Annotated in this window: 18 protein-coding genes; 7 read left to right on the forward strand and 11 right to left on the reverse strand. The window is 60.1% G+C overall.

Annotation, left to right across the window (positions count from 1 at the left end; all coding sequences use genetic code 11):
• Window positions 1–9: 9 nt before the first annotated feature.
• The 7 genes from mlaD to BN1936_RS01780 all read right to left on the reverse strand — a co-directional run bounded on the left by mlaD (window position 10) and on the right by BN1936_RS01780 (window position 5,112).
• Window positions 10–495, reverse strand: coding sequence for an outer membrane lipid asymmetry maintenance protein MlaD (gene mlaD, locus BN1936_RS01750; protein WP_049686521.1), 486 nt, complete (start codon window positions 493–495; stop codon window positions 10–12).
• A gap of 19 nt (window positions 496–514) precedes the next feature.
• The gene (mlaE, locus tag BN1936_RS01755; protein ID WP_022443905.1) at window positions 515–1,303 is read right to left on the reverse strand and encodes a lipid asymmetry maintenance ABC transporter permease subunit MlaE; all 789 of its coding nucleotides are present in this window, start codon (window positions 1,301–1,303) and stop codon (window positions 515–517) included.
• Entirely contained in the window at window positions 1,300–2,097 is a 798-nt protein-coding gene (locus BN1936_RS01760) for an ABC transporter ATP-binding protein (protein WP_049686522.1), read from the reverse strand. Before BN1936_RS01760 ends, mlaE begins: the two co-directional genes overlap by 4 nt.
• A gap of 139 nt (window positions 2,098–2,236) precedes the next feature.
• Window positions 2,237–2,728, reverse strand: a complete 492-nt coding sequence (locus BN1936_RS01765; RefSeq protein WP_022443903.1) for an acyl-CoA thioesterase — start codon at window positions 2,726–2,728, stop codon at window positions 2,237–2,239.
• Window positions 2,729–2,732: 4 nt separating this feature from the next.
• Complete coding sequence (locus BN1936_RS01770; RefSeq protein ID WP_022443902.1) at window positions 2,733–3,419, reverse strand: transposase; 687 nt, start codon at window positions 3,417–3,419, stop codon at window positions 2,733–2,735.
• A gap of 12 nt (window positions 3,420–3,431) precedes the next feature.
• Complete coding sequence (gene aroB, locus BN1936_RS01775; protein ID WP_049686523.1) at window positions 3,432–4,514, reverse strand: 3-dehydroquinate synthase; 1,083 nt, start codon at window positions 4,512–4,514, stop codon at window positions 3,432–3,434.
• Between the two features lie 10 nt (window positions 4,515–4,524).
• Complete coding sequence (locus BN1936_RS01780) at window positions 4,525–5,112, reverse strand: shikimate kinase (RefSeq protein WP_022443500.1); 588 nt, start codon at window positions 5,110–5,112, stop codon at window positions 4,525–4,527.
• Window positions 5,113–5,218: 106 nt separating this feature from the next.
• Here BN1936_RS01780 and BN1936_RS01785 point away from each other — a divergent pair, with 106 nt between their 5' ends.
• Window positions 5,219–7,429 carry a penicillin-binding protein 1A gene (locus BN1936_RS01785; protein ID WP_053101775.1) on the forward strand — a complete coding sequence of 737 codons (2,211 nt, stop codon included), beginning with the start codon at window positions 5,219–5,221 and terminating at the stop codon, window positions 7,427–7,429.
• Window positions 7,426–7,605 (forward strand): hypothetical protein, encoded by a 180-nt coding sequence (locus BN1936_RS11160; protein WP_053101778.1) that lies wholly within the window; start codon window positions 7,426–7,428, stop codon window positions 7,603–7,605. The genes BN1936_RS01785 and BN1936_RS11160 overlap by 4 nt, the downstream gene beginning before the upstream one ends.
• 5 nt (window positions 7,606–7,610) lie before the next feature.
• Here BN1936_RS11160 and cyaY read toward each other — a convergent pair whose 3' ends face one another.
• Complete coding sequence (cyaY, locus tag BN1936_RS01790) at window positions 7,611–7,919, reverse strand: iron donor protein CyaY (RefSeq protein WP_049686524.1); 309 nt, start codon at window positions 7,917–7,919, stop codon at window positions 7,611–7,613.
• Here cyaY and lptM point away from each other — a divergent pair.
• The 5 genes from lptM (at window position 7,918) to hemB (ending at window position 12,464) form a co-directional block, all read left to right on the forward strand.
• Window positions 7,918–8,196: an LPS translocon maturation chaperone LptM gene (gene lptM / locus BN1936_RS01795; RefSeq protein ID WP_049686525.1), complete on the forward strand. Its 279-nt coding sequence runs from the start codon at window positions 7,918–7,920 to the stop codon at window positions 8,194–8,196. The genes cyaY and lptM overlap by 2 nt on opposite strands.
• A 43-nt stretch (window positions 8,197–8,239) precedes the next feature.
• Window positions 8,240–9,520 (forward strand): diaminopimelate decarboxylase, encoded by a 1,281-nt coding sequence (lysA, locus tag BN1936_RS01800; RefSeq protein ID WP_022443503.1) that lies wholly within the window; start codon window positions 8,240–8,242, stop codon window positions 9,518–9,520.
• Window positions 9,521–9,629: 109 nt separating this feature from the next.
• Entirely contained in the window at window positions 9,630–10,670 is a 1,041-nt protein-coding gene (locus tag BN1936_RS01805; protein WP_049686526.1) for a GMP reductase, read from the forward strand.
• Between the two features lie 64 nt (window positions 10,671–10,734).
• Window positions 10,735–11,364: a ribosome biogenesis GTP-binding protein YihA/YsxC gene (gene yihA / locus BN1936_RS01810; protein WP_022443505.1), complete on the forward strand. Its 630-nt coding sequence runs from the start codon at window positions 10,735–10,737 to the stop codon at window positions 11,362–11,364.
• 86 nt (window positions 11,365–11,450) lie between these two features.
• The gene (hemB, locus tag BN1936_RS01815) at window positions 11,451–12,464 is read left to right on the forward strand and encodes a porphobilinogen synthase (RefSeq protein WP_049686527.1); all 1,014 of its coding nucleotides are present in this window, start codon (window positions 11,451–11,453) and stop codon (window positions 12,462–12,464) included.
• 61 nt (window positions 12,465–12,525) lie between these two features.
• Here the strand turns inward: hemB and BN1936_RS01820 are convergent, their stop codons facing one another.
• The 3 genes from BN1936_RS01820 to BN1936_RS01830 form a co-directional block, all read right to left on the reverse strand.
• The gene (locus BN1936_RS01820; RefSeq protein ID WP_022443508.1) at window positions 12,526–12,924 is read right to left on the reverse strand and encodes an RNA-binding S4 domain-containing protein; all 399 of its coding nucleotides are present in this window, start codon (window positions 12,922–12,924) and stop codon (window positions 12,526–12,528) included.
• A gap of 109 nt (window positions 12,925–13,033) precedes the next feature.
• Window positions 13,034–13,429 (reverse strand): 50S ribosomal protein L17, encoded by a 396-nt coding sequence (gene rplQ, locus BN1936_RS01825; protein ID WP_049686528.1) that lies wholly within the window; start codon window positions 13,427–13,429, stop codon window positions 13,034–13,036.
• 167 nt (window positions 13,430–13,596) lie between these two features.
• A complete protein-coding gene (locus tag BN1936_RS01830; protein ID WP_022442756.1) occupies window positions 13,597–14,601 on the reverse strand; it encodes a DNA-directed RNA polymerase subunit alpha in 1,005 nt (334 codons plus the stop codon).
• Window positions 14,602–14,757 lie beyond the last annotated feature (156 nt).

A 14,757-nucleotide genomic window follows, 5' to 3' on the forward strand; every position in this document is an offset into this window, starting at 1 on the left:
GTTCGCATCTTATTCCGCCTTTTCCGGTGCCGTTCCTCTCTTTTCAGCCGTATTGAAAAGGAACTGGCTCACCAGATTCTCAAGCACTATGGCGGACTGCGTCTGTTCGATGCGGCCGCCGTTCTTCAGGTTGGCGTCATCGCTGCCCGCCTCAAGCCCAATATACTTTTCGCCGAGCAGCCCCGCGGTCAGGATGCGGGCCTGGCTATCAGCCGGGAACTGGTACTGGCTGTAAATATCCAGTGTCACCACGGCCTGGAAGGTCTTCGGGTCGAGCTCGATCGACTTCACACGTCCCACGGTGACACCCGCGCTGCTCACCGCGGCCCGGGGCTTCAGGCCGCCGGCGTTCGCGAAGACCGCGGTGACTTCATAGGTCTTCTGCCCGATATTCAGCGACAGCATGTTGCCGGCCTTCAGTGCCATAAAGAGAAGCGCGATCACTCCGAGGATCACGAATAAGCCGACGAGAAAATCCGTTTTTTTCTGTTCCATTTTTTTATACCGTTTCTCTTTATGAAGCGAACATCATCGCCGTCATAATGAAATCAAATGCGAGGATGAGGAGCGAGGAAACAACCACCGTACGGGTAGTCGCCCGCGAGACTCCCTCCGGCGTGGCGCGCGAGGTGTAGCCCTGGAAGAGCGCCACCAGACCCACGATCATGCCGAAAACAATGCTCTTGATAACGCCGTTGCCGATATCGGAGAAGACATCGACCGAGGCCTGCATGTGAGACCAGTACGCGCCGCTGTCAGACCCGATCAGCCACACGCCGACCACGTAGCCGCCGATAATGCCGACCGCGTTGAAGATCATCGTGAGGATCGGAAGCGAAATCATCGTGGCGGTGAACCGCGGCGCGATCACGCGCTGCATCGGGTCAACGCCCATCATCTCCATGGCGGAAAGCTGCTCACCGGACCGCATGAGACCGATCTCCGCGGTGAGCGACGTGCCGGCACGCCCGGCAAAAAGAAGCGCCGTCACCACGGGACCGAGCTCGCGGATCAGCGCGAGCGCGACGAGAACACCGAGCGCCTCTTCGCTCCCGTAGGTAACGAGAATGTCATAGCCCTGCAGCCCCAGCACCGCGCCGATGAAGAAACCCGACACCGCGATAATGAGCAGCGAGTGGTTCCCGAGGAACATCATCTGCTGCACGACAATCGAGAAACGCTTCAGGCTCGCTGGGAACTTCCGGATCACCTGCCATGAGAAGTGCCCGAAGCGCCCCGTGTAGACAATCTGATTCAGGACCCAGGCGCCCACCGCGCTGATCTGCTCTGTCAGCCAAGTCATCGCGACACCCCCAGATCTTCAGCAAGGGGCGGCGCCGGATAGTGGAACGCCACCGGACCGTCAGGCAGGCCGCCGAGGAACTGACGGACATACGGATCGTCCGACTTCATCAGTTCATCAGGCGTCCCCTGGGCCGCAACCTTCTTATTGGAAATCATATAAACATAGTCAGCGATCTCAAACGTGGTCTTCACGTCATGCGTCACAACGACACTCGTCGCGTGAAGAGCCGAGTTGAGATTCTTGATCAGCCTTGCCGTGACCCCCGTTGAAATCGGGTCAAGACCGGTAAAAGGCTCGTCATAAAGGAGCAGCTCCGGGTCAAGCGCGATCGTGCGGGCGAGCGCCACGCGGCGCGCCATGCCGCCCGACACCTCGGACGGCATCAGGTGAGCCGCGCCACGGAGTCCGACCGTATTGAGTTTGAGGAGCACGAGGTCACGGATCGCTTCTTCGTCGAGCGACGTCTGCTCACGCATCGGAAACGCCACGTTCTCGAACACCGAAAGATCCGTGAAGAGCGCTCCGAACTGAAAGAGCATACCCATGCGGCGGCGAAGCCCGAAGAGCTTCTCCCGGCTCAGCGCGTGGACATCTTCGCCCGCCATATAAATATGACCGCTCCAGGGCTTCAGGAGTCCGCCGATCAGCTTCAGGATCGTGGTTTTGCCCATGCCTGAACCGCCCATCACCGCAACGACCTGCCCCTTTCCGAAGGAAAGCGACACATCGTCCAGGATCACGCGGGATCCGAACCCGAAGGTCATATGATCAATTTTGAGAAATTCTTGCATCAGCCTTCTGTCCAGCGGCTGAGGGCCGCCCGAACCTTATTATTGTTTCTGCCTGAACGATCGTTCAGGTATAGCTTGAGAGGATTATCGCACAGAAAAGCAGGCTTCTCAGGACTGTAAATGCCGGATTTGGGGGTCTTTAATTCCCGGAATGCTCCGACAGGCTCACGGGGAGCCATCTCACAGGACGGGCAAGACCGAGCGCCTTCAGTTCCGGGGAATCGGCCGGTACGACCGGGAAGTCATTGATGAGGTTATCGGGCGGCATCACGGCGCGCTTCGTTTTGAAGTCGATATGCGCCCACTCGGTCGCGGCGCGCGTGAGCACGGTGCGGCCTCGGACCACCGCGTAACGGCGGAGGCAGATCGGACCCGCTGTTTCCTGAAGCCAGGTGTAAACCGAGAGATGATCCCCGAGAAGCGCCGGGCGGAGGTATTCAATCCAGTGCTCGCGCGCGACCCACACATGCTGCTCCGCCATATAGCGTTCCTGCGGCCAGCCAAGCGCCGCGGAGTGTTCGATCGCCACTTCTTCCATCCACCGCAGATACTCGCGGTTATTCACGTGGCCGAGGATATCGATCGAGGCCTCCGTGACCACGATCTTCTTCTCATAAATTGCGATTGCCATTTCTCTAGATTCCTTCCCGCCGCGGCCGGCCCCGGCCCCGCGCGGCTCTTTTTCTTCCTTCACTCACCGGAAGCGAGTCAACGAACGGCGCTGAACCGATCGGCCAGCCGCGTCTTGTCTTCCACTCCGCCTCCTCGCCGAACGGCAGAAGGGACTCCATATTAAAGAGCTCCCGGTAAACCCTGCACGCAGCTCGCCTTGCGGTTCGGGGCTCTCCTGCCGTGTCCGGCTCGGTAAGAAACGGATCCGTTCTGAATCCCGCGTGATGCGCGTAGCTGGACCAGACGTACTGCTCAGGCTCCTTCACGTACCCCTCTCTCACAGGCAGCCCCTCCATATACAGAGTGAGCCTCTGAAGCGACGCCGGCTCCAGCACCGACGAGTGAAACCGTCCGCTCCAGACCGATCCCGTATGCGAGTGCACCCGGTTATACCAGACCGCATAGCGGCGGGATAACCACCGCATAAAGGTGCTGAGAGAGGACACTGACCGCGGTGACGCAATCAGCCGGACACTTTCCGGCAGGAGCAGGTAGGCGTACAGCGCCACACCGGACTCCCGGGCACAGCGCTGCAGACACTCAATATAGAAGAGACAGTCGTCATCACTCCGGAAGACCGGCACCCCGGCCCCGCACTGCAGGATATGGTGCGGGAGCCCCGGAATCGTGAGCCTCGCGAGCCTTGCCATAGCGGCTCCCGGTCAGGGAATGTAACCGCCCTGAAGGAGCGTCTCGCGGAGGATCGCGTCCGGCACCTCCTGAATGGCGCTTTCGCCGATTCGCTTCAGCACGATAAAGCGGATATGACCTCCGAAGCTCTTTTTGTCGCCCTGCATCGACTGGATGGCGGCTTCAAGCGGCAGCCCCGGGATCCGGACCGGGAGACCGGCCGCCGAGACGACAGACTCAATCCGCGAGACATCGGCGTCTGTCAGGTAGCCGAGGCGGCGCGAGAGATCCGAGGCAAGCACAAGACCGCAGCCGACCGCTTCGCCGTGCAGCCACGTACCGAACCCCGCGAGCTTCTCAATCGCGTGCCCGAAGGTGTGCCCAAGGTTCAGCGTCGCGCGGATCCCTTCCTCCGTTTCGTCCCGGGCGACGACGGAGGCTTTCAGGCGGCAGGAGCCTGCGATCACGGACGCAAGCGCCTCGTGGTCAAGCGAGCGGAGATCCTTCATCCGGCGCTCCACCTCATCAAAGTAAGCGGCGTCCCCGAGAAGCCCATGCTTCACGATTTCGCCGAGCCCGGCCGAAATCTCGCGCGCGGGAAGCGTCTGCAGCGTTTCCGTATCCGCGAAAACCGCGGAGGGCTGATGGAAGCAGCCGATCAGGTTTTTGCCGGCCGGGAGATTGACACCGGTCTTTCCGCCCACCGAACTGTCCACCTGGGCGAGAAGCGTTGTCGGCACCTGCACGAATCGGATCCCGCGCATCCAGATCGACGCGGCGAACCCGGAAATGTCTCCGACCACCCCGCCGCCAAGCGCGATGATGAGAGACTTGCGGTCGGCTCCCGCGGCCACCAGACCGTCGAGCACCTGCTGCACGGCGGCAAACGTCTTATAGCTCTCGCCATCCGGAAGCACGACACTCGACACCAGGGCGGCGCTCCGGCAGGAAGTTTCGACCGCGGCAAGGTATAGCGGCGCTACCGTGGTATTCGTCACGATCACGATCCGGGTGGGGCGGAGAGTCTTCACCCGCTCACCGATCGTCGCGAGAAGCCCCGGACCGATCTCAATCGGATAGCTCCGGCTTCCAAGTTCGACTGTTATTTCAACCATCAGCTGCTCCCTATGGATTCTTAGCGGCATCCTCGATCAGCTTCTTCAGCTTGGGATGCTTCAGTATTTTGGCGACGAGAGAACCGGATGAGGCGCCGGAACTCCGGAAACTGATATCGGCGGTGGCGCAGTAAATCGGGGAACGGATTTCGAGAAGCGACTCAATCCGGGCGCGCTTATCGTCCGCCATCAGATTCGGGCGCGTGGCGTCCCCCTGCGTGCGGGCGAGGACATCGTCAGGCGACACCCGGAGATAAATCACAAGACCGCTCTGAGAGAGGATCCGCTGATTTTCGGGCGAGAGCGCCGCGCCCCCGCCTGTCGCGATCACCGTCCGACGGCATCCGGCGAGACGTTTCAGGAGGTCAGTCTCCATCGCGCGGAACGCGGGCTCCCCCTCTGAACTGAAGATCTCTGAGATCCGCTTCCCCTGCTCACGCTCGATCTCCCGGTCCATATCAATGAAGTCCCAGCCGATCCGCTGCGCGAGCGTCCGCCCCACTGTGGTCTTTCCGGCTCCCATCATGCCGATCATGTAGATCACCTGCTTCATGCCGCCCGCCTTCTCCCCGGTCACGGATATTTTTGCAACGTTCATGATTTCTCACACCTTGGTAAATACCTGACAGTGGGAGAAACTTTTTCCCTCTTATAATGAAGCTTCCCATGGTTCCTTTGCAAACCGGATGCGATAAAACGCCTGATTGCGTGATATCCCGGCCGGCATTTCTGCTTCCGTGAATAATCTGGACAACACACCAAAGAAGAAGCGCAGTCTGTCCCGCACCCTCGTATGGCTCGGCGGGATGATCACGGCCTGTGTCGCCTGCGGCCTGCTCCTTTTCACTTTCCTCTTCGCCATTGTCTACGCGCAGCTGCCTGACATGACGTCTCTCCGTACCTATCAGCCGAAGCTGCCGCTGAAGATCTGGTCAGCGGACGGTCAGCTGCTCGCGGAGTACGGCGAGGAGCGCCGGGACTATGTCCCGATTCAGGAGCTCCCGCGCCAGGTGAAGCTCGCCATCCTCGCGGCTGAAGACTCTGACTTCTATGAGCACTCGGGCGTTGATCTCTCCGGCATCGGCCGCGCGCTCATCACGAACATCATCACCGGACGCAAGGGCCAGGGCGGTTCCACGATCACCATGCAGGTGGCGCGTAACTGCTTCCTGTCGTCCGAGAAGAGCTACATGCGTAAGCTTTACGAAATCGCGATCGCGACGAAGCTTGAGCATGAACTCACCAAGGATCAGATTCTCGAAATCTACGTGAACCAGATCTACCTCGGTCAGCGCGCTTACGGTTTCGGCTCTGCCTCGCAGACCTACTTCGGCAAGCCCCTGAAGGACCTCTCGGTCGGTGAGGCCGCGACGCTCGCGGGCCTTCCGGTCGCGCCTTCCGCTTATAACCCGGTTGTGAATAACCGCCGCGCTACCATGCGCCGCAATTACGTTCTCGGCCGCATGGCTACCCTCGGCTTCATCAGCGAGCAGACGAGCCAGCAGGAACAGGCGAAACCCGTTTACGTGAAGGACGCGATCGCGGAAGCGATCGCCGGCCGCCACTCTGTGCAGCTCCACGCCGAGTACGCGACGGAACTCGCGCGCCAGCTGGTTTACGACATCTTCAAGGATGACGCCTACACGCGCGGTCTCAACGTCTACCTCACGATCAATTCGAATGATCAGAAGGCCGCTTATAACGCGGTCCGTGCGAACAGCATTGCTTTTGACCGCGCCCGCGGTTACCGCGGCGCTGAGGCCCAGATGACGCTGCCCGCTAACCCCGCGGATCAGGAAAAGGCCGTGAAGGAAGCGCTCCGCAAGGTGATTTCGAGCCCGAACCTGCTCCCGGCGGTGGTGCTCAGCACTTCGCCGCAGATCAAGGCGGTTTTCGCCTCCGGCAAAACGATCACGCTGGACCGCGCGTCGAACTCTTTCGGCGCCGCCTATCTGAAGTCAAGCGCTCCGGAAGCGCTCCGGATCCGTCCGGGCGCGGTGATCCGCGTGAGCCACACGAACAGCGGCTGGACGCTCGGCCAGGTGCCGCAGGTTCAGACCGGCTTCATGGCAACCGACTTCCGGAACGGCGCGACACGCGCTCTTGTCGGCGGCTTCGACTACGACCTCAACATGTTCAACCACGTGACGCAGGCCTGGCGTCAGCCGGGTTCGAGCTTCAAGCCGTTTGTTTACTCGGCTTCCCTCGAGAAGGGCTTCACGCCGAACACGATTCTGCAGGACACGCCGTTCACGGTGGACGCCCGTCAGGCGGGCGGCACAGCCTGGTCGCCGAAGAACTACAACGGCCGGTTCGAGGGCCCGATGCCCCTTCACACCGCGCTTGAGAAGTCGGAAAACATCCCGGTGGTCCGTGTGATGGACGCGATCGGCCCGAAGTACGCGCAGGAATTCATCACTCGCTTCGGCTTCCCCGCCTCGCGCCACAGCCCGACCCTCTCCACCGCGCTCGGTTCCGGCACGGTGACGATCTGGCAGATGTGCGAAGCCTACTCAATCTTCGCGAACGGCGGCTACCGCGTGCAGCCCTACCTGATCGACAAGATCGTGGATGAAAGCGGCCGCGTCATCATGACGCAGGCGAACCGCGAGTCGGGCGATGAAACGATCCGCGCGATTCCTGCCCGCAATGCCTTTGTGATGTCGACGCTTCTGAATGACGTCGCGCGCCGCGGCACCGCGGCCCGCGCGGGCTCCGCTCTGGGGGCTCCGCTCTGGGGCGCCCGGATGTCGGCGCGAAGACCGGCACGTCGAACGACTCGAACGACGCGTGGTTCGCGGGCTTCGCCGGCAACCTCGTCGCGGTCGGCTGGATGGGTTATGACCAGATGCATTCCCTCGGCTCGAGAGCCACGGGCGGCACGCTTGTGCAGCCGGTCTGGATTGACTTCATGAAGACCGCTACCCGCGGGCAGCCGATCTTCAACCGCCTGCCGCCGCCTGGCGTAAGGCAGAGCGACGGCGAATGGGTCTACTCCGAATCGCGAGAGGTGTCGCATGACAGCGCCTCCCCGAGCGGAGAGAAGAGTGAGTCCAGCGATCCGCTCAACTCCCTCCTAAAGCTCTTCTAGATCCGTTACTCAAACGTCACAGTCTCGCCGGACAGCTGAGAAGCTGCCCGGCCGAGCACACTCCAGAAATCCTCACCGTCTGAATCCTTCCAGGCTTCGCCGTCCCAGGAGAAGTGAAAGCCTCCCGTCACTCTCGACGCAAGCCACACCTGCTCAGTCGGTGTCTGAATGTTGATTACAATTTGTTCACCACTGTCGAATTCGATAGTGAGAACATTGCCGGAGCGATCCGCGTCAGCCATGGAAAGCGCATCGGAGTCTTCAACTTTCTGAAGGAGCGCCTCCGCTTTTTCAATGAAAAGAGTCTGATTCATGATCCAGAAAAGAACCTTTATACGTACTGCCCTGCTCTTAGGTCTTGCATCCCCGCTTCTGCTGACGGGCTGCGGACTGAAGGGGCCGCTTTATCTCCCGAAGAAGAGATCCGTTCCAAACGGGGCGGGGGACAGTATTCCCGTTCTGAATACACCGATCGAGAAGAAAGACACGGACGGCGGATCTGCTTCGAACGCTTCCGATTCTACTGAAACCAGAATTACTCTCACGCCCGGCGGCAGCCAGGCAGCCGAGGCCCCCTCGCCGAAGCGCTGATTCCCCTGCACCGCCGCACTTACTTACATCAGGAAAAAACATCATGACTTCCTTCTGGCTCCCCGATGAAACGGGATTTTCCTATCGGAACGGCGCGCTTTTCTGTGAGGACGTTCCCGTAGCAGAACTCGCCGACAAGTATGGCACCCCGTCCTTCATCTACAGCCGCAAGGCTATTGAGACCGCCTTCCGCGACTACGACGGCGCGTTCGGCTCTCACCCGCACCACATTCTTTACTCCGTGAAGGCGTGCTCGAATATCGGCATCATCAGCCTGCTCGCGAAGCTTGGTTCCGGTTTCGACATTGTGTCGGGCGGAGAGCTGCTGCGCGTTGAGGCCGCGGGCGGCGACCTGTCGAAGGTCGTTTATTCCGGCGTCGGCAAGACCGATAAGGAAATCGCTCTCGCGCTCGAAAAGGGCATCCACTGCTTCAATATCGAAAGCGTCCCGGAGCTGAATGACATTGCCCGCGTGGCCGCTTCTCTCGGGAAAGTGGCGCCGATCGCGGTCCGTGTGAATCCGAACGTGGACGCGAAGACCCATCCCTACATCTCGACCGGCCTCAAGAACAACAAGTTCGGTGTCGCCTACGAGAAGACCGTGGAACTCTATAAGCAGGCCGCCGCGATGCCCTCCATCCGCGTGGTCGGCATTGACTGCCATATCGGAAGTCAGATCACGGAGCTTTCCCCCTTCGCGGATGCTGAGGAAAAGATCCTCGATATCGTTGATCAGCTCGCGGCTGAAGGCATTCCGCTCGAACACATCGACTTCGGCGGCGGTCTCGGCGTCTGCTACAAGGACGAAGTGCCGCCCTCCAAGCGCGAATTCGTGCGCCTGATCCTCGATCATCTCGAAGCCCGCGGCTACAAGCACCTCGCCGTGACGCTCGAACCGGGCCGCTCCATCATCGCGAACGCCGGCATCCTGATTACCCGCGTGATCCGCGATAAGACCGGTGAAACGAAGAACTTCGCGATCGTCGACGCCGCCATGAACGATATGGGCCGCCCGATGTTCTACGAGGCCTGGATGGGTATCGTGCCGGCCGTGCCCCGGGATGGCGCCACCCGCACCTATGATGTCGTCGGTCCGATCTGCGAAAGCGGTGACTGGCTTGGCCGCGACCGTGAGCTCTGCATTGAGCCGGGTGACGTTCTCGCGATCACGTCCTGCGGCGCCTACGGCATGGCGATGAGCTCCAACTACAACTCCCGTCCCCGCGCGGCTGAAGTGCTCGTGAGCGGCAGCACCTCGCAGGTGATCCGCGAGCGTGAGAAGCCGGAAGACCTCTGGCGCGGCGAGCATCTCCCGACGCTCTAAAAAAGCTTCCCACTGCGCCTTGTTTCAAGGTACACTAGGTTAACGCCGGTTCTGTGAAAGGAACCGGCGTTTTTTGCGCGCGCAAGATTTTGGTTAGGAGATTTTTTTAATGCATATTGACAACACCCTGCGGCTCGACTTCAAGGACGTACTGATCCGTCCGAAGCGCTCCACCCTTATTTCCCGCTCGGAAGTAGATATCACGCGCGACTTCAAGTTTCTGCATGCGCCTGTTGCCTATCACGGCATCCCGGTCATCGCGGCCAACATGGACACGACGGGAACCTTTGAAATGGCGAAGGCGCTCGACCCCTTCATGCTGTCAGCCGCGCTTGACAAGCACTACAGCGAGGATGAGCTCGTGAAGTTCTTCACGGAGCTCGAGCGCAAGGCCTCCGCCTTCTATACGCTCGGCATCGGGGACGAGGACTGGGAGAAATTCCAGAGCGTGAACCGCAAGGCCCCGGGCGCCGTGCAGTATGTCTGCATCGACGTCGCAAACGGCTACACGGAACGGTTCGTGAACTTCATCAAGAAAGTCCGCGACACGTATCCGGATCTCGTCATCATGGCGGGCAACGTCGTGACGGGCGACATGACCGAAGAGCTCCTCCTCTCCGGCGCCGATATCGTGAAGATCGGCATCGGACCGGGCTCTGTCTGCCTCACCCGCAAGATGACCGGTGTCGGTTACCCGCAGCTCTCCGCCGTTATTGAATGCGCGGACGCCGCGCACGGTCTCGGCGGACGCATCTGTGCGGACGGCGGCTGCACGACCCCGGGCGATATCGCGAAGGCCTTCGGCGGCGGCGCTGACTTTGTGATGCTCGGCGGCATGTTCGCGGCCCACGATGAATGCGCCGGCAAGACGATCACGAAGGACGGCAAGACAATGAAGCAGTTCTACGGCATGAGCTCCGAGCAGGCGATGGAGAAGTGGTCCGGCGGCGTCGCGAAGTACCGTGCCTCCGAAGGCAAGGAAGTCTTCCTGCCGTCCCGCGGCCCGGTTGCCGGCACCGTCCAGGAGATCCTCGGCGGCCTGCGCTCGGCCTGCACCTATGTCGGCGCCCGCCGTCTGAAGGAGCTCACGCTCCGTACGACTTTCGTGCGCGTGACGCAGCAGCTGAACGAGGTGTTCGGCAAATCCTGATTGCCGTTAATGCGATAATCTTCAGCTGAACATTCAACCTCATACATACCCGATAGGATCCGTCGTGAGCATCTACGAAAGCGCTGTCTTCACTGTTTCCTCGAGCAAGCTCGACAACCTTCCGCCGGCGAGCGTGCCGGAGATCGCCTTTGCAGGCCGTTCCAACGCCGGTAAGTCCACCGCGATCAACACGCTCACCCGTCAGGGAAAGCTTGCCTTCGCTTCGAAGACCCCCGGCCGCACCCAGCTCATCAACTTCTTTGAGCTCGCGACCAAGGACAAGGTGACCCACGAACGGCATCCCGTCGCGTATCTCGTCGACCTTCCGGGCTACGGCTACGCGAAGACCACATCGAACATCCGTTCCTCCTGGTCTGACCTCGTCGGCGGCTACATCTCGGAGCGCAGCGCGCTGCTCGGCGTTGTGCTCATCATGGATGCCCGCCGTCCGTTCATGCCCTCCGACGAATGGGTGATTGAATTCATGAAGAACCGCCCTACTGCGAAGATGGTCTGGCTCATCAATAAGGAGGATCAGTTAAGGACGGTTTCAGAACGGCGTGATGTAATAGCGGCCGTGAAGAAGCGCGCGGAAACCTGCGTGAATCCGGTCTCCGTGCAATACTTCTCCGGGCTGAAGAAGACCGGGGTGGAAGAGCTCCGTGCAACCCTTGACGGGTGGCTCGGCCTCTGATCCTTCCGGCCAATCCCAATAGACGCGTTCCGCGCGGCGCAGCCCGCCTGCGGACGCTCTTCTTTTAATACCTTTGAGGCAATTCGATGCAGACTCTTGGTCAGTTTCCTATGGTGCGCATGCGCCGCAACCGTCATGACAGCTTTTCCCGCAGACTCGTCCGTGAAACGACGCTTTCTCCGAACGATCTGATCCTGCCGGTTTTTGTCCAGGAGGGCGAACACCGCCGTGATCCCATCCCGACCATGCCGGGTGTTTCCCGTCTTTCTATCGATGAACTGCTCGAAGTCTGCCAGGAGTGCGTTGATCTCGGCGTGCCGATGATCGCGCTTTTCCCGCATATTGAACAGGAACTGAAGACTCCGGACGGCCGCGAGGCCCACAACCCGGATGGCCTCATTCCCCGCACGATCAAGGCGGTGAAGGAGAAGTTCCCTGAGCTCGGCATCATGACTGACGTCGCGCTCGACCCCTACACGACGCACGGCCAGGATGGCCTGATCGACGACACGGGCTTCATCATGAATGATGAGACCGTGGAACAGCTCGTGCTACAGTCCCTCTGCCAGGCCCGCGCGGGCGCTGACGTGATTGCCCCGTCTGACATGATGGACGGCCGTATCGGCACGATCCGCCGCGCCTTTGAGAAAGAGAACCTGATCTACACCCGGATCATGGCGTACTCCGCGAAGTACGCCTCCGCGTACTACGGCCCGTTCCGCGACGCCGTGGGTTCCTCCTCGAACCTCGGCCGCTCGAACAAGAACGTCTACCAGCAGGATCCGGCGAACGGCAACGAAGCCCTCTGGGAAGTCGGCTACGACCTGCAGGAAGGCGCGGATATGGTCATGGTGAAGCCTGGCATTCCGTACCTCGACGTGCTGTGGCGCGTGAAGGAAGAGTTCAAGGCTCCGACCTTCCTCTACCACGTGTCCGGTGAATACGCCATGCTGAAGTTCGCGGCGGCTGCGGGCGCGATCGATGAGAAGAAGATTACGATGGAAACGATGATCTGCGCGAAGCGCGCCGGCGCTGACGGTATTCTCACGTACTGCTCGCTCGATGTAGCCCGCTGGCTGAAGGAAGGCTACGAGTACTGATCCGGACTCGCTTTCCGGTAAAGAAAAACCTGGCGCAAGCCAGGTTTTTTTTGCTGCCTTCTCAGAAGCTGTTTCTGAAGTTCCGGAGCTTCCGCCCTTCACGCTTCGTGGGACGCCCTCCCCGGATGGTCACCGCGGGCTCCGCGGCGAGCTTCAGGATATCCTTCCTTGAGCGCCTCAGCGCCTTGCTCGACTCGGTTTCCTCATAAAGTTTCGCGGCGTCTGTGGCCGATCCCCGCTTGTCACTCAGCCCCGTGACAAGGACTTCCATCGTATCCTCGCCCCGGGTAACCGACAGGAGCTCTCCGGTTCGGAGCTGCCGGGACGGTTTGATCCGATCGCCATTCTCACGCACGCGGCCAAGCTCAAGCGCCTCCTGCGCAAGGCTCCGCGTTTTGAAGAAACGGGCGGCCCAGAGCCACTTATCGATTCTGACAGTTGAATTCTCAGACTGATCCACGGCGTTCCCCGCAAGAAAAAACGGATCTTCCCCTTCGCAGGAAAAGACCCGTTCGATTCAAACTGCCGGCAGTCCGGAGACAGCCGGCGGCTTTAAGCTGAATCAGAAATTACTTGTTTTCTTCTTCAACCGGCTCAGCCTTCGGAGCAGCCTTTTCGGTCAGTTCCATGTAGGCGATCGGAGCGTTGTCGCCCGGGCGGAAGCCCATCTTGAGGATGCGGGTGTAGCCGCCGTTGCGGTTGGCGAAGCGCGGTCCGATTTCATCGAACAGCTTCTGAACGATCTCGCGATCACGGAGGCGGTTGAACGCGAGGCGGCGGTTGGCCAGGGTCGGGTTCTTGGCAAGGGTGATCAGGGGCTCAACCACGCGGCGGAGTTCCTTCGCCTTCGGCAGGGTCGTCTTGATGGCTTCGTGACGAAGCAGGGAGACGGACATGTTGCGGAACATGGCCAGACGATGGGCGCTGGTGCGGTTAAGCTTACGAAGACCTAAACGATGAGGCATTTTGAAAATTCCTATTAGTTTTGTGATCTGCCGGCAAAGGCAGAAGAATCCCGACTCTTCTATCCTCGCGGGAAACCGGGAGGCGGACGGGTAAAGCAATGTTTTGCAAAGCGCAAAGCAGGCGGAGATTACACCAAACGCCGGCTTTGCGCAACTGCAATTACAAATTAACGCTCAAGACCCTGGGGCGGCCAGTTCTCGAGCTTCATGCCGAGCGTGAGACCGTGGGCAGCGAGGACTTCCTTGATCTCGTTCAGGGACTTGCGGCCCAGATTCGGGGTCTTCAGGAGTTCGTTCTCGGTGCGCTGGATCAGATCGCCGATGTAGGAGATGCTCTCGGCCTTCAGGCAGTTCGCAGAGCGGACCGTGAGTTCGAGGTCATCAATCGGGCGCATAAGAACCGGATCAAGCGGCGGCGGATTGTTGACGGAGCTTTCTTCCTCGGGTTCAGCCTTGTCAGCAGCAGCGGTCTTGATGGAACCGAAGATCGACAGCTGATCCTGGAGAATGCGGACGGATTCGCGGAGCGCTTCTTCCGGCGTGATAACGCCGTTCGTCACGATCTCAAGCGCGAGCTTATCAAGGTCAGTTCTCTGACCGACACGGGCCGGGCTCACCTGATAGGCGACACGGACGATCGGGCTGAAGGAAGCATCCATCAGGAGATGACCAATCTGCTGACGGGAATGATCGTCAGCGAAAGCGCGCACGTTGCCCGGCTGATAGCCGCGGCCCTTCTCAACCTTCACCTTCAGCTCAAGACGGCCGCCGGTAAGGTGAGCGATCACGTGATCGGGATTCAGCACCACGACGTCATGGGGCAGGTCGAAGTCGGCCGCCGTCACAACGGTATTGCCCTTCTTGCGGAGAACCAGAGAAACTTCCTCACGGCCTTCAAGCTTGAAGATCACGCCCTTCAGATTGAGGAGGACGTCGACGGCATCTTCCATCACGCCTTCAATCTGGGAGTATTCGTGCACGATACCCGTGATCTCAGCCTCGGTCGGAGCATAGCCCACCATGGAGGCGAGGAGAATACGGCGAAGCGCATTGCCCAGGGTATGGCCATAGCCGCGCTCGAACGGTTCGAGCGTGATCACGGCACGGTTCGGATTCTTCTCATCAAGCGCGACATCAATGTTGTTCGGCTTGAGCAGTTCTGCATTAAACATAAATCGACGTTCCTATTCAATACCCTCGGCTCGTTACACCGATAAGGCTGATGGAGGTCAGGGGCTTAAAAGTAAAGAAACGCGGACAGTGCCCCAAAAGGACTATCCGCGCTTTTCCTGCACTTGACGGACCGGATCGCACTACGATCCGGACCA

This window comes from Dakarella massiliensis (genome assembly GCF_001182045.1).
Lineage (GTDB): Bacteria > Pseudomonadota > Gammaproteobacteria > Burkholderiales > Burkholderiaceae_F > Mesosutterella > Mesosutterella massiliensis.